11 protein-coding genes and 1 pseudogene are annotated in these 14,432 nt (G+C 59.6%); 9 read left to right on the top strand and 3 right to left on the bottom strand.

Annotated features, from left to right (window positions below; all coding sequences use genetic code 11):
- Position 1 precedes the first annotated feature (1 nt).
- A complete protein-coding gene (gene lysS / locus IB144_RS19755) occupies positions 2 to 1,519 on the top strand; it encodes a lysine--tRNA ligase (RefSeq protein WP_002892491.1) in 1,518 nt (505 codons plus the stop codon).
- Positions 1,520 to 1,595: 76 nt separating this feature from the next.
- Here the strand turns inward: lysS and IB144_RS19750 are convergent, their stop codons facing one another.
- Complete coding sequence (locus IB144_RS19750) at positions 1,596 to 2,021, bottom strand: hypothetical protein (RefSeq protein WP_004893732.1); 426 nt, start codon at positions 2,019 to 2,021, stop codon at positions 1,596 to 1,598.
- Between the two features lie 572 nt (positions 2,022 to 2,593).
- Between IB144_RS19750 and iolE the strand changes: the two genes are divergently transcribed.
- From iolE to IB144_RS19735, 3 genes are read left to right on the top strand one after another with little or no spacing between them, the layout of a single operon-like run.
- Positions 2,594 to 3,514 carry a myo-inosose-2 dehydratase gene (iolE, locus tag IB144_RS19745; RefSeq protein ID WP_062920880.1) on the top strand — a complete coding sequence of 307 codons (921 nt, stop codon included), beginning with the start codon at positions 2,594 to 2,596 and terminating at the stop codon, positions 3,512 to 3,514.
- The gene (locus IB144_RS19740) at positions 3,511 to 4,683 is read left to right on the top strand and encodes a Gfo/Idh/MocA family oxidoreductase (RefSeq protein ID WP_004142667.1); all 1,173 of its coding nucleotides are present in this window, start codon (positions 3,511 to 3,513) and stop codon (positions 4,681 to 4,683) included. The genes iolE and IB144_RS19740 overlap by 4 nt, the downstream gene beginning before the upstream one ends.
- 9 nt (positions 4,684 to 4,692) lie before the next feature.
- Complete coding sequence (locus IB144_RS19735) at positions 4,693 to 5,724, top strand: Gfo/Idh/MocA family oxidoreductase (protein ID WP_062920879.1); 1,032 nt, start codon at positions 4,693 to 4,695, stop codon at positions 5,722 to 5,724.
- Positions 5,725 to 6,530: 806 nt separating this feature from the next.
- On the opposite strand, the gene IB144_RS19730 is transcribed toward IB144_RS19735, so the two are convergent.
- Positions 6,531 to 7,538 carry a Gfo/Idh/MocA family oxidoreductase gene (locus IB144_RS19730; protein ID WP_004177011.1) on the bottom strand — a complete coding sequence of 336 codons (1,008 nt, stop codon included), beginning with the start codon at positions 7,536 to 7,538 and terminating at the stop codon, positions 6,531 to 6,533.
- 101 nt (positions 7,539 to 7,639) lie between these two features.
- Between IB144_RS19730 and IB144_RS19725 the strand changes: the two genes are divergently transcribed.
- The 5 genes and pseudogenes from IB144_RS19725 (at position 7,640) to IB144_RS19705 (ending at position 13,364) form a co-directional block, all read left to right on the top strand.
- Entirely contained in the window at positions 7,640 to 8,659 is a 1,020-nt protein-coding gene (locus IB144_RS19725) for a LacI family DNA-binding transcriptional regulator (protein ID WP_004191476.1), read from the top strand.
- A 429-nt stretch (positions 8,660 to 9,088) separates the two neighbouring features.
- Complete coding sequence (locus tag IB144_RS19720) at positions 9,089 to 10,012, top strand: sugar ABC transporter substrate-binding protein (RefSeq protein WP_002892597.1); 924 nt, start codon at positions 9,089 to 9,091, stop codon at positions 10,010 to 10,012.
- Between the two features lie 32 nt (positions 10,013 to 10,044).
- On the top strand, positions 10,045 to 11,529 hold the full coding sequence (locus IB144_RS19715; protein ID WP_004142660.1) for a sugar ABC transporter ATP-binding protein: 1,485 nt from the start codon (positions 10,045 to 10,047) through the stop codon (positions 11,527 to 11,529).
- A gap of 19 nt (positions 11,530 to 11,548) precedes the next feature.
- Complete coding sequence (locus IB144_RS19710; protein WP_004152946.1) at positions 11,549 to 12,571, top strand: ABC transporter permease; 1,023 nt, start codon at positions 11,549 to 11,551, stop codon at positions 12,569 to 12,571.
- 183 nt (positions 12,572 to 12,754) lie between these two features.
- A pseudogene (locus IB144_RS19705) lies at positions 12,755 to 13,364 on the top strand (hypothetical protein).
- A 47-nt stretch (positions 13,365 to 13,411) separates the two neighbouring features.
- On the opposite strand, the gene IB144_RS19700 reads toward IB144_RS19705, so the two are convergent.
- The gene (locus tag IB144_RS19700) at positions 13,412 to 14,422 is read right to left on the bottom strand and encodes a LacI family DNA-binding transcriptional regulator (RefSeq protein WP_014907957.1); all 1,011 of its coding nucleotides are present in this window, start codon (positions 14,420 to 14,422) and stop codon (positions 13,412 to 13,414) included.
- Between the last annotated feature and the right edge of the window lie 10 nt (positions 14,423 to 14,432).

The raw sequence follows: 14,432 nt of genomic DNA, 5'->3' as shown, positions 1-14,432 counted from the left end.
TATGTCTGAACAACAAGCACAAGGTGCCGATGAGGCCATTGACCTTAATAATGAACTGAAAGCTCGTCGCGAAAAACTGGCTGCGCTGCGCGAGCAGGGCGTAGCTTTCCCCAACGATTTCCGTCGCGATCATACCTCTGACCAATTGCATGCTGAATTCGATGCGAAGGACAACGATGAACTCGCTTCCCTGAACGTTGAAGTTGCGGTGGCTGGTCGGATGATGACCCGTCGCGTGATGGGCAAAGCCTCCTTCGTCACCCTCCAGGACGTCGGTGGCCGCATTCAGCTGTACGTGGCGCGCGATGACCTGCCGGAAGGCGTCTACAACGAACAGTTTAAGAAATGGGACCTCGGCGATATCATCGCCGCCCGCGGCAAGCTGTTCAAAACGCAAACCGGCGAACTCTCGATCCACTGCACCGAGCTGCGCCTGCTGACCAAAGCCCTGCGCCCGCTGCCGGATAAATTCCACGGCCTGCAGGATCAGGAAGTTCGCTATCGCCAGCGCTATCTGGATCTGATCGCCAACGAAGAGTCGCGTCATACGTTCCGTATCCGTTCGCAGATCCTCGCCACCATGCGCCAGTTCATGGTGGCCCGCGGCTTTATGGAAGTCGAAACGCCGATGATGCAGGTGATCCCTGGCGGTGCGTCAGCCCGTCCGTTCATTACCCATCACAACGCCCTGGATCTCGATATGTACCTGCGCATCGCGCCGGAACTGTATCTGAAACGTCTGGTGGTTGGCGGTTTTGAACGCGTGTTTGAAATCAACCGTAACTTCCGCAACGAAGGGATCTCGGTACGCCATAACCCAGAGTTCACCATGATGGAACTATATATGGCGTATGCGGACTACAAAGACCTGATCGAACTGACCGAGTCGCTGTTCCGCACCCTGGCGCAGACGGTGCTGGGCAAAACCGAAGTGCCGTATGGCGACCAGGTGTTTGATTTCGGCAAGCCGTTTGAAAAACTGACCATGCGGGAAGCGATCAAGAAACACCGTCCGGAAACCAACATGGCGGATCTGGATAACTTCGACGCGGCGAAAGCGCTGGCGGAATCTATCGGTATTCAGGTAGAGAAAAGCTGGGGGCTGGGACGCATAGTTACCGAAATCTTTGACGAAGTGGCGGAAGCGCATCTGATTCAGCCGACCTTCATCACCGAATACCCGGCGGAAGTTTCTCCGCTGGCGCGCCGTAACGACGTCAACCCGGAAATCACTGACCGCTTTGAATTCTTCATCGGCGGCCGCGAAATCGGTAACGGTTTCAGCGAGCTGAACGATGCCGAAGACCAGGCGCAGCGCTTCCAGGATCAGGTGAACGCCAAAGCGGCGGGCGATGACGAAGCGATGTTCTACGACGAAGACTACGTGACCGCCCTCGAGTACGGCCTGCCGCCGACCGCGGGTCTGGGTATTGGTATCGACCGCATGGTGATGCTGTTTACCAACAGCCATACCATCCGCGACGTGATCCTCTTCCCGGCCATGCGTCCGCAGAAGTAATCCGTTGCACTCCCTCCCGGCCTGCGCCGGGAGGTTCTCCCTGTATTATCCCCGGCCTGTCGGCAGAGCGATGTTATTACAGGACTTTTTGCAACGTGCCGCGCTGGCTGCCGTTTGCCCATACGCCGTTAAAGGCGTCGTTCAGCGTAAAGGCTGAGCTTTTCACCCGGAAGGTCAGTTTACCCTGGCTGGCTTTCGCCGCCTCAACCAGATGGCCGCGGGTTTTCACCGTTTTAGCGGTGACGGTAATCTCATCAATTTTATCGCCATACTCCGTATAAACATACCAGGTGCCCACCCAGGGGCCGAAGCCGCTATCGGCGTGCTGTGCGGCGGCGGCATTCTCGGCTTTGGTTTTATGAATATCGCAGGTGATCCCGTCGGTCATCTGCGTGCAGCCGGAACGTTCAAGCTGTTCCCGGTATTTCGCGCTAATGGCGTGGGCCGGCGCGGCGGCGACCAGCGCCAGGGTCAGGGTGGTGAAAAGCCAGGTCTTATTCATCTTATTGTTTCTCATCGCGATAGCGGCGTGCAGGGGCCATAGAGAGGGATACACGTTGGTGTATTCTCCCGTTGGCGTCAGAATAAAATAACCCAACCAGTCCTGATAAGTAATTAGCAAGAGGCTCTGGGGTTATTTATTAGTAAAACATCAAAGTTTCATGCTTATTTCGCAAGCCAACCTTCCCACTGCTTGTCATATTATTGCAGAGAGAATGTTAATTATTTGATGTTTTAAAAGCGGCTATGTGTCATTCAGGCAAATAACAGCAGGCCTGTCCTTGGCGCACGGCAAAAGCCCGCGCTGGTGCGGTGTTGAGTTTTTTTCATATTGCTATCATCATATTTCGAATGAAAGGGATAACCTCTGAAGCGGGTTATTAAGCCAGTAATTTTTATCCGCAAAATAAGCCGGCGGCAAGCATTATTTCCATTTATTTTTCAGGGTTACCTGAAATAGCGAATATACCGCCAGCGCAATGATGGATTTCCATCATTTCTCCGTTTTCATCGTCGGTCGTCACCTGCTTATAGTGACGCCAGACAAGACCACAGGGTGGAAAGGAGAACAAGATGGCGACAGAGCAACTGCGGTGGGGCGTGAGCCCCCTGTGCTGGACCAACGATGTACTCGAGGATTTAGGTGGTGATATTCCCCTGGATACCTGCCTGCGCGAGGCGCGGGAGGCGGGCTATCAGGGCATTGAGTTAGGACGGAAATTTCCCCGCCAGGCATCAACCCTGGGCCCGCTGCTGGCGGCGGCTGACCTGCGCCTGGCGTCCGGCTGGTACAGCGGCATGCTGGCCGACCGCAGCGTGGAAGCGGAGCTGGAGGCGGTGCGGGAGCACGCCCAGCTCCTCCGGCAGCTCGGCGCGAAGGTGATGGTTTACGGCGAATGCGGGCAACTGCCAGGTGAAACCCCGCTTGATGAGCCTATTTCGCTCTCGCCGCCGTTAAGCCGCGTCAGCCTTGCGGCGTATTGCCACAAGCTGAATACCTTTGCCGACCTGCTGCTGCGCGACTATGGCCTCCAGCTGGCCTATCACCATCATCTGATGATGCTGGTGGAGCACGATGACGAGCTGGAGCGGTTTCTGTCTCACACCCATGACAACGTCGGGCTGGCGTTTGATACCGGGCACGCCTTTGTCGCCGGGGTCGAGATCCCGCGCGTACTGCACAAATATGGCCACCGTATCCGCCATCTGCATCTGAAAGACGTGCGTCCCCAGGTGCTGGGGCGTCTGTATCGGGAAAACCTGAGCTTTAACGAGGCGGTGCGCGCCGGGCTGTTTACCATCCCAGGCGACGGCTGCATCGACTATGCGCCGATCCTCGACTTTGTCCGGGACAGCGACTACCGCGGCTGGCTGATTATCGAAGCCGAGCAGGACCCGGCGATGGCGCCGCCGCTGGCCACCGCCAGCCGCGCCTATGCCTGGCTGGCGCACCATTTATCTTCCCCTTCATCGTCAGAGGAGTACGCATCATGAGCGCGCGGTTAAATATTGGCCTTATCGGCTCAGGTTTTATGGGGCAGGCACACGCCGACGCTTACCGTCGCGCGGCGATGTTCTATCCCGATCTGCCCAAGCGCCCGCATCTCTACGCGCTGGCGGATCAGGATCAGGCGATGGCCGAACGCCACGCGGCGAAACTGGGGGCGGAAAAGGCCTACGGCGACTGGCGCGAGCTGGTAAACGATCCGCAGGTTGATGTGGTGGATATCACCTCGCCGAACCATCTGCACTACACAATGGCGATGGCGGCGATCGCGGCGGGTAAACATGTCTATTGCGAGAAGCCGCTGGCGGTCAATGAGCAGCAGGCGCAGGAGATGGCGCAGGCGGCACGGCGCGCGGGGGTGAAGACCATGGTGGCCTTTAACAACATCAAAACGCCGGCGGCGCTGCTGGCAAAGCAGATTATCGCCCGGGGAGATATTGGCGAACCGGTGCGCTTTCGCGGCACCTTTGATCAGGGGTTTTATAACGACCCGAACCTGCCCTGGTCCTGGCGCTGCTCGAAAACTCTCGGCGGCAGCGGGGCGCTTGGCGACCTCGGCGCCCATACCCTGTCCGTCGCCCAGTTTTTGCTGGGCGGGATCCGTGAAGTGACCGCCAGCGCGCAAACCTGCCTGCGTCAGCGTCCGGTGCCGCAGACCGATGCCGGGTATGCCAGTCGGGTCGCGGCCGATGCCGAGTGGCGGGAAGTGGAAAATGACGATCAGGTTCAGTGCCTGGTCAATTTCGACAGCGGCGCCGCGGGGGTGATTGAGGCCTCGCGCATCGCCGCCGGTCGGATCTTCGGCGTGTTCTGGGAGGTCTCCGGCACCGAAGGCACGCTGTATATGGATGGGGAGCGCTTTAACGAGCTGCAGGTCTATCGCTTCAACGATGACAAACATGACCGCGGCTTTAAGACGCTGTATGCCGGGAGCCAGATCCCGGCCTATGCCGGCTTCTTCGGCTTCGATTTTGGCGGCGGCGGGCTGGGCTATTTTGACGTCAAGGTGATCGAAGTGCATGACCTGGTGCAGGGGATTTGCGGGGAGGGCGACTGCTATCCCAACTTTGAATTTGGTTTGCAGAATCAGCGCGTGCTGTCGGCGATTGAAGCCTCGATGGCCAGCCGTCGCTGGGTGAACGTGGTTAAAGACTAAGGAGCCGCTATGTTTCCGTCACACTTACCAACCCCGCGCCGCCCGGCGGCGCAGAGCATTCCCCTCCTGCGCTGGGGCATTATCGGTCCTGGCTGGATCGCCGAGCGCTTTGTGCACTCATTGAAAACCTACAGCCGGCAGCAGGTGGTGGCGGTGGCTTCCCGCAGCCAGGCGAAGGCCGACCGGGTGGCCGCGGAATGGGGGATCCCCCAGGCTTACGGCCAGGTGGAGGAGATGCTGGCGCGTCCGGATATTGATGCGGTGTATATTGCGACGCCGCACAACCATCACTTTCCCGACGGCATGCAGGCGCTGAAGGCGGGCAAACATGTGCTGATAGAGAAACCCTTCGCCCTCAACCTCGGCGAAGGACGTGAGCTGCAGGCCGAAGCCGCCCGCCAGGGGAAGCTGGCGCTGGAGGCAATGTGGTGCGATTACGCGCCGAAATATGATGTGATCCGCCAGCTGCTGGAGGATGGGGCGCTCGGCGACCTGCATACCCTGCTGGCCGATCACGGCGAGTATTTCACCCGCGACCACCGCATCTTCAATGCCGATCTTGCCGGCGGGCCGATGATGGACCTCGGCAGCTATGTGACCTCGTTTGCGCTGATGGTGGGCGGCATGCCGCAGGAGATTGTCGCCCGCGGCAGCGCCACGGCGGAGGGGCTGAACGGTCAGACGTCGATGCTGTTTAGCTGGCAGAACGGGATGCAGGGGTTGTTAAACACCACTTTGTTCAGCAACACGCCGGGCGGGGCGGTGGTGGCCGGACGCCAGGCGACCCTGACGATCGACGGCCAGTTTTACGCCCCCGGCGGCTTCACGCTCGCCGCCAGCCAGGGCGGGCAGGTGCTGCGCTGGGAAGAGCCGCGCAATCGCTACGACCAGCTGTTCTGGCAGGCGGAGCATTTTGCCTGGTGCATCGGACAGGGGTTGCAGGACTCGCCGCTGCGGCCGCTCAGTCGGGTGCTGCAGAATCTGCAGGTGATGGATGAGGTGCGGCGCCAGGTGGGCGCGGTGTTTAACGAAGAACGCTAAGGAGCCGGCCGGGCATTGGTTTGCAGATAGCGCGAGCGTATCTGCCATTGCCCGGCAAAAGGACGCGTACGATGCCTGATGTCTGTTGCCCGGCGGCGCTGCGCTTGCGCGGGCCTGTGATATCTATGCAACCGATTGATATTACGGTGTATTAATGCCTGTCTTCTGTAGGCCGGGCAAGGCATCGCCGCCGCCCGGCATAAAACGGCTCCGCGTCGGCTGTTCTTGCCCGGCGGCGCTGCGCTTGCACGGGCCTACGATTTTACTGCAACCGTTTGATATTAAATCAGATTAATGCCTGTGTTATGTAGGCCGGGCAAGGCGACGCCGCCGCCCGGCATAACAGCGGCTCCGCGTCGGCTGTTCTTGCCCGGCGGCGCTGCGCTTGCGCGGGCCTGGGATATCACTGCAACCGTTTGATATTAAATCAGATTAATGCCTGTGTTATGTAGGCCGGGCAAGGCATCGCCGCCGCCCGGCATAAAAGCGGCTCTGCGCCCGCTGTCCTTGCCCGGCGGCGCTGCGCTTGCGCGGTCCTGAGATATCTATGCAACTGTTTGATATTAAATCAGATTAGTGCCTGTGTTATGTAGGCCGGGCAAGGCGACGCCGCCGCCCGGCATAACAGCGGCTCCGCGCCCGCTGTTCTTGCCCGGCGGCGCTGCGCTTGCGCGGGCCTGGGATATCAATGCAACCGTTTGATATTAAATCAGATTAGTGCCTGTGTTATGTAGGCCGGGCAAGGCGTTGCCGCCGCCCGGCATAAAGGCAGGTACAGCGCCTGATAGCGGTTGCCTCGCAGCCGCTCAGCGACAGTCGTCGACGGCGACAAACTGGCCATGCTGTAGGGACTGAACCGCCGCTTCGGCAATGGCCTGCGCCTGCAGGCCGTCCAGCAGGCCGGGCAGGTCGGCGACGGTTTCACCATTCAGGGAGCGAATAAAGGCGTCAAGATGCTGGTAATAAGATCCCTGTACCCGGCTGAACCAGTCCGGCCACAGGCCCGGCTCAATGCGCTGATTGCCGCGCCACAGGGTAGGGCCCGCCGGCGACTGGCTACCGGACTCCAGCGCGCCTTCGGCGCCCAGCAGGGTGATCCGTTCATCGTACCCGTGGCCGGTGCGGCGGGTATTGTCCAACTGCGCCAGCGCGCCGCCGCGCATCTGCATCATCAGGATGGAGGTGTCGACATCGCCAAATTCGGCAATGTCCGGCAGGGCCAGCGCCGCGCCCATCGCTGCTACGGTGCGCACTTCATCGCCAGTGAGAAAGCGCAGGAGATCGAAGAAGTGGATCGCCTGATCGCGCATCTGGCCGCCGGAGCTGCGCAGATAGTCGAGCGGCGGCATGCTGGAGGCGCGGCAGACCATCTGCACCAGCTCGACCCGGCCGATCAGCCCTTGCTCCAGCTGGCGGCGGAGCTGCTGATGGCTGCTATCGAAGCGCCGGTTAAAGCCGACAGTGACCGGCACGTTCAGGGGGAGCACCCGCTCCACCACCTCACGGGCGCGCGCCAGGGAGAGGTCGATCGGTTTTTCGCAATAGACCGCCTTGCCCGCCCTGGCGGCGGCTTCCAGCAGTTCGGCATGCGACGGGGTTGAACTGGCGATCAGCACCGCGTCGATGGCGTCGCTATGGATCGCCTCGCTCACGGTCACCGCCCGGGCGCCATAGCGGGCGGCCAGCGCCTGGGCGCGCTCCGGGGCGGCATCGGCCACCATCGTCAGCGCACTTCCTTCATGACGAGCAAGACTGGCGGCATGAACCTGACCGATAAAACCACTGCCTACCAGGGCAAAACGTTTGCAGATCATTTTTTTCTCCAGAATGGCGAGGGGACGCTGCCACCATAATCGGTTTGCTAAACTCACTGACACTGCCGTTTTGATGGATTTCCATCATGAAGAGAGGGGCGATGAAAAACATTTCACTGGCGATGCTGGCCAGACAGATTGGCGTCGGCGTGGCCACCGTTGACCGGGTGCTGAACGAGCGCGGCGGCGTATCGCCGCAGACCACGCGCAAAGTGCTGCAGGCGGCGCGCGAGGCGGGACTGAAGCGGATCCTGCCGGAGGAGCACCGCTTTCCCTGGCAGATTGAGGTCTTTCTCAGCAGCAATGACTCGTTCTTCTTTCCGCAGCTGGCGCAGGATTTTGCCGCCGTGGCGGATAGCCTCGGCTATCGCCGTCTGACCTTGCACCGTACCTTTGTCCCGGAGTCGCAGCCGACGACACTGGCCCGGCGCATTGCGCGCAGTTGCCAGCAGCGTCAGGGGATCATCGTCTTCGGCAATGACCATCCCGCGGTGCACGACGCGCTGCGCCGCTGCCGGGAGGCTGGCGTCCCGGCGATCACCCTGGCGACGGACCTGCCCGGCGCCGACCGACTCTGCCACGTGGGGATCAATCAGCTACAGGCTGGCCGCACGGCGGGGTTAATGCTGGGGAGAATGACGCCACGGCCCGGCGAGGTGCTGATGGTCAGCGGCCGGCAAGATTACAGCGCGCATCGCCTGCGCATTCAGGGGTTCCGCGAGGTGCTGAGCCAGCGCTTTCCCCACCTGCAGCTCAGCGACGTGCTGGCGGGCGAGGAGCGGCGGGAGCAGATCACCCGCCTGGTGGAGCAAGCCCTGTGCCGCAGCCGAAATATTGTTGGGATCTATAACACCGGGCTTGGCAATACCCAGATTGCCGAGGCGCTGGCCCGCCACCGCCGCGAAGGCGACGTCTGCTGGATCACCCATGAGCGTTACAACACCACCCGGCAGCAGCTGGCGAAGGGCAGCCTGGCGTTAACGCTCGATCAGAACACCCGCCAGCACGCCCAGCTGGCGATCGACCTGATGCTGCGCCATCTGGAGTCCGGCTACCAGCCGCAAACCTATGCCGACGGTAAAGTCGACTTTATCCTCTACAGCGCCGAGAACGTGGACTAAGGCGTGCGGCGCCTCCCTTCCTGACAACACGGATTTCCCCGGCGGGTAAATGACCACCCCGCCGGGAGGGATCGCTTCAAAGCGTTGTCTGCTTCTCATTTTTCGCTCATTTATGCGGCAATGTTAGATGTCTGTCAAAATTCTGTTACTGCATAGTTTTAAAATTTTCATTTCAGTTATTTACTTATAAAAGTTTCAAATGTCTTGTTAATGAAATAAATGGTCTGAAATCCAGGTTGCGGCGTAAATGGACTGATGTTTCAAAATAGTGATGATAAAACAGCCGTTATTTGTGATTTAGATCACGATGGAGTGCGAGAGGTGCCGCAGCGTCGTCGATATACCAGCAGACATTTGCCGCAACGTAACTGAAATTAATTTTTCATTTTGTTTCATTCACCGGCGTACCTACAAAATCAAGGATCAACTATGAATATTAAGAAAACGATTGTTGCCTCTTTGTTAGCCTGCATGCTGCCTGCGGTGGTTATGGCAAAAGATGTCTCCATTGGCGTCTCGATGGCGCTGTTTGACGATAACTTCCTGACGATCCTGCGTACCTCGATGCAAAAAGAGATGAAAAAAGATGGCGTTAAATCGCAGATCGAGGACGCGAAAGGGGATGTCTCCCAGCAGCTGCAGCAGGTGCAGAACTTTATCGGCCAGGGGGTGGACGCCATTATCGTCAACCCGGTGGATACCAACGCGGTGAAACCGATCATGGATCAGGCCACCAAAGCCGGGATCCCGCTGGTGTTTGTGAACCGCCGTCCGCAGGCGGAGCTGACCGACAAGATGGCCTATGTGGGATCGGACTCCATTCTTGCCGGCCGTCTGCAGATGGAAGCGCTGGCGAAAGCGATGAACGGTAAGGGCAATGTGGCGATCCTGCTCGGCGACCTGGCGAATGAATCCACTCGCGACCGCACCAAAGGGGTGGAAGAGGTGGTAGCGAAATACCCGAACATCAAAATCGTCCAGAAGCAGACCGCGAAATTTACCCGCAATGACGCAGTGGATGTGGTCAGCAACTGGATGACCAGCGGTGAGGATATCCAGGCCATCGCCTCCAACAACGATGAAATGGCGATCGGCGCCCTGCAGGCGCTGGGCAAAAACCCGAACCATATTCTCATCGCCGGCGTGGATGGCACCCCGGACGCGCTGCAGATGCTGAAGAGCGGCAAGATGATCGCCACCATCTTCCAGGATGCGAAAGGCCAGGGTGAAGGCGCAGTCGACGCGGCCATCAAGCTGGCGAACGGCGAGAAAGTGGAAAAAATCATCGATGTGCCGTATCAGCTGATCACCAAAGAGAACATGGCTGAATTTACCAACCGTAATCAGAAATAGTCCTGGCCAACCTGTGGTACGGAGGTGGATGTATGAACGCTTTTGCCCTTGAAGCCGAAGGTATCAGTAAGTTCTTCCCCGGCGTGAAGGCGCTCGATAATGTCTCATTGCGCGTGCGTCCGGGAACGGTGCATGCCCTGATGGGCGAGAACGGCGCCGGTAAATCCACGCTGATGAAATGCCTGATCGGTATCTATCGCCCCGATAAAGGGTCGATTCGCGTGAAAGGGGAGCCGGTGGAGTTTACCGACACCATGGATGCGCTGCGCTCGGGGATCTCGATGATCCACCAGGAGCTCAATCTGGTGCCGCATATGACGGTGGCGGAGAATATCTGGCTGGGGCGCGAGCCGATGAAATACGGCTTTGTCGACCACGGCCAGCTGACCCGCCAGACCCAGGCGCTGCTGGATAAGCTCAATATCCGCTTAACCGCTGACCGGCTGGTGGGCGACCTGAGCATCGCCGCCCAGCAGATGGTGGAGATTGCCAAAGCGGTCTCATGGAACGCGGATATTGTGATCATGGATGAGCCCACCTCGGCGCTGACCGAAGGCGAGGTGGCTCACCTGTTCACCATCATCCGCGATCTGCGCGCCCAGGGTAAAGCGATCATCTATATCAGCCACAAAATGGATGAGATCTTTGCCATCACCGATGAGATCAGCGTCTTTCGCGACGGCACCTGGGTGGGGAGCAAAAACACCACCGAATTTACCCGCCAGTCGCTGATCACCCAGATGGTGGGCCGCGAATTAACCCAGCTGTTTCCGAAATTTAATAACACCATCGGCGAAGAGGTGCTGACGGTGCGCAACCTGACGCGTCAGGGCGTGTTCCATGACGTGAGCTTTAGCGTACGCCGTGGCGAAATCCTGGGCGTGGCCGGGCTGGTGGGCGCCGGGCGCAGCGAGGTGATGGAAAGCCTGTTCGGTATGGAGCGCTTCGACAGCGGCGAAGTGCTGATCGACGGGGCGCCGGTGACCATCGATTCCCCCTCCGTGGCGATTGAAAAGGGGATGGCATTATTAACCGAAGACCGGAAAAAGTCGGGCCTGTTTCTGGTGCTGTCGGTGCTGGAAAATATGAGTATCGTCAAAATGCCGGAATATATCGGCAAGAGCGGTTTTGTCCAGCACGTGAAAATGGCCGAAGACTGCATGGAGCAAATACGCCGGCTCAATATTAAAACGCCGACGATGGATCAAATTATTAATAACCTCAGCGGGGGGAATCAGCAAAAAGTCCTGATTGCGCGCTGGCTGTTAGCGCAACCGAAAATCTTAATTCTCGATGAGCCGACCCGCGGTATCGACGTCGGGGCGAAGGCGGAGATTTATCATCTGATCAGTGAACTGGCGAATCGGGGGGTGGCGGTGATTATGGTCTCCTCTGAACTGCCGGAAATCCTTGGCATGAGCGATCGGGTCATGGTGATGCATGAAGGTCGTATCACCGGCATCCTGGAAAAAGACGAAGCCGACCAGGAAACCATTTTGTCGTTGGCATCCCATTGAGGCACAGAGAATGAGTAATATGAAATTAACGGCGGCTCCGGCCAGCGAGGGTTCCTCCTTCTTCGCTAATTTGCGGCATAAAATGCCGAAAGATACCGGCATCTTTGTGGTGATGCTGGTGATTGCCCTGACCTTTGAAATCGCCGGCTGGTATGTTCGCGACCAGTCGTTCCTGCTCAATACCAACCGGCTGGTGCTGATTGTGCTGCAGGTGGCGATTATCGGCATCATCGCCGTCGGCGTCACCCAGGTGATCATCACCACCGGGATTGACCTCTCCTCCGGCTCGGTTATTGCCCTTGCGGCGGTGGTGGCGGCCAGCCTGGCGCAAACCTCCGATAGCCTGTCGCCAATGTTCCCGGCGCTGGTCAACCTGCCGGCGGTGATCCCCATTTGCGCGGGGATCGGCGTCGGCCTGCTGTGCGGCCTGACCAACGGTTTCCTGGTGACGCGGACCGGTATCCCGCCGTTTATCGCCACCCTCGGGATGATGGTTTCGGCGCGCGGTCTGGCGCAGTATTACACTCAGGGCAACCCGATCAGCTTCCTCTCCGACAGCTTTACGGCGATAGGCCAGGGGGCGATGCCGGTGATTATCTTCTTCGTGATCGCCGCCGTGTTTCACATTGCGCTGAAGCATACCCGGTATGGCAAATATGTGTATGCCATCGGCGGCAACATGACCTCGGCCAAAGTGTCCGGCATCAACGTGAATAAATATCTGGTGATCGTCTACACCATCGCCGGGGCGCTCTCCGGGCTGGCGGGGGTGGTGCTGGCGGCGCGCGTTAGCAGCGGCCAGTCGAGTATGGGGATGTCCTACGAGCTGGACGCGATTGCCGCCGCGGTGATCGGCGGCAGCAGCTTAATGGGCGGAGTGGGGCGCATTACCGGCACCCTGATTGGCGCGATGATCCTTGGCCTGATCAAAAGCGGTTTTACCTTTGTCGGCGTCGATGCCTATGTGCAGGATATTATTAAAGGCATCATTATCGTTGCGGCAGTAACCATCGATATGCGTCGCAACCGGAAAAAACACTAATCTTATCAACGGGCGGCAACGGCGAAGGATGCCGTTGCCGCCCGTCCTGTCCAGAAATAAACAAAATACTCCCCGCCAGGCTCCGCCTGTCTGTTTTGCCCGCGCTGCGCATCCTGTACAGTTTCGCCACTTCCGTTGTCCATTCGTCAGGGGTCACGCGTGGCCTGCGGTTTCTGGAGTCGTATGAATACACCATCCTTTGGCAAATTCTCGCCGCGCTGGCTAGCGGGAAAAAGGGGCCTTATCGTCACGCTGCTCGCGGGGCTGGCGATCCTGGCGCTCGGTCGGGGCATGAATTTGCCGGCCAGAGAGGTTTACCGTGAGAGGCAGATCCGCCAGCTGGAGGAGGATGCGCAGTGGGTGGCGGAACGCCTTGAGCGGCGGATGAACATTCCGGCGCCGCAGCGGGAAGCGACCTGGCCGCTGGCAGCGATGCGCGCCGCTCTCCAGACCCTCGCCCGGGAGCGGCATTATCAGCTGCTGCTGGTGAATGGCGACGGGCATCTGCTGGCGGCATCGCACGCGCTGCCGGCCAGCGTGCTGGCCCAGGTGCAGGCGCAGTTCCCGCGAGAGATGCAGCCCCCGCTGTTCGGCAGCCACTACCAGACCATTCAGCCATTCGCCCCGCATCAGCGGATGTTAAGCCGGGCGCTGAACGGCAACGCGGGGCTGGCGGGCTGGAATCTGGTGATGCTGGCGCCGGATGGTGGATTGCCCTCGTTGCTGGTGGCTTACCGCTGGCCGGTAACGATCGGCCTTGGCGCGGTGCTCGCCAGCGCGCTGCTGGCGCTGAGGCAGGCGGCGCGCGCCAGGCGAAAACGCTAATTGCCAACCGCGCCGTCAGGGATGGCGAATTTGCAGGGTGGCGGGCAGATAGCGCTGAAGCGGCTCCGGCGCCTGGCCGTCGATCAGCTGGCTGAGCAGATCGTAGCAGTGCCAGGCCAGCTGGCGATTATCCTGCTGCACGGTATCAATGCGCAGGGAAAGCGAATCATACAGATAGTGATCGTCGAAGCTGGCGAGATGAATATTGGAATCCAGCAGATGATGCTGGCTCATATAGCGCAGCACCCCTTCGAGCAGCCCGCAGGCCGCGGTGAAGAGCGCCTTCGGCGGACGCCCCAGCCGCGCGCAGAGCGCCGCGAACATCTCATAGCCGGAGCTGGGGTGGTAGTTGCCGTTGATCACCCACTCGGGACGCAGCGTGATCCCCGCCTGGGCCAGGCCCTGGGTGAACCCCGCCAGCCGGTCGCGCGACGGCGACAGCCGCGGCTGGCCGCCGAGAAACCAGAACTCGTCCGCATGCTGAGGCGCGATACGGGAGATCAGCTCGGCCGTTGGGGTGACCGAGTCGGTCATCACCAGCGGCAGGGCGCTGTCGCTGGGGGAGCGGTCAAACAGCACCACCGGCAGCTGTTCGCTAAGTTTCTGATAGTCGGCATCGCTATGCATACAAGAGGCGACTATCAGGCCGTCGACCTGGCGGGCGATCATGTTATTGACCACCACGCTCTCCTGGCCTGGGTTTTCGTCGGTGCAGGAGATAAGCAGCTGCACGCCGGCTTCCCGGCAGAGCGTCTCAAGCTCGTGGGAGAAAACGGCAAACCCGTAGTTGGTGATCTCCGGCACCACCAGACCAATGGTATGGCTGCGGTTATCGCGCAGCGAGCGCGCGTGAATGCTCGGCTGATAGTGCTGTTCACGAGCGATCGCCAGTACGCGCTCGCGCGTCTCCTGCGCCACGCGCAGCTCTTTACCACGACCGTTGAGTACCAGGCTGGCGGTCGCTTTGGAGACGCCCGCCAGTTCGGCGATATCTTTGATAGTTACGCGTTTGGTTTTCATCAGCACCCGGGAGCCT

The sequence above is a fragment of the Klebsiella sp. K4 genome (assembly GCF_014596785.2).
GTDB lineage: Bacteria > Pseudomonadota > Gammaproteobacteria > Enterobacterales > Enterobacteriaceae > Klebsiella > Klebsiella pneumoniae.
This window is presented reverse-complemented; position numbering and strand designations above follow the sequence as displayed.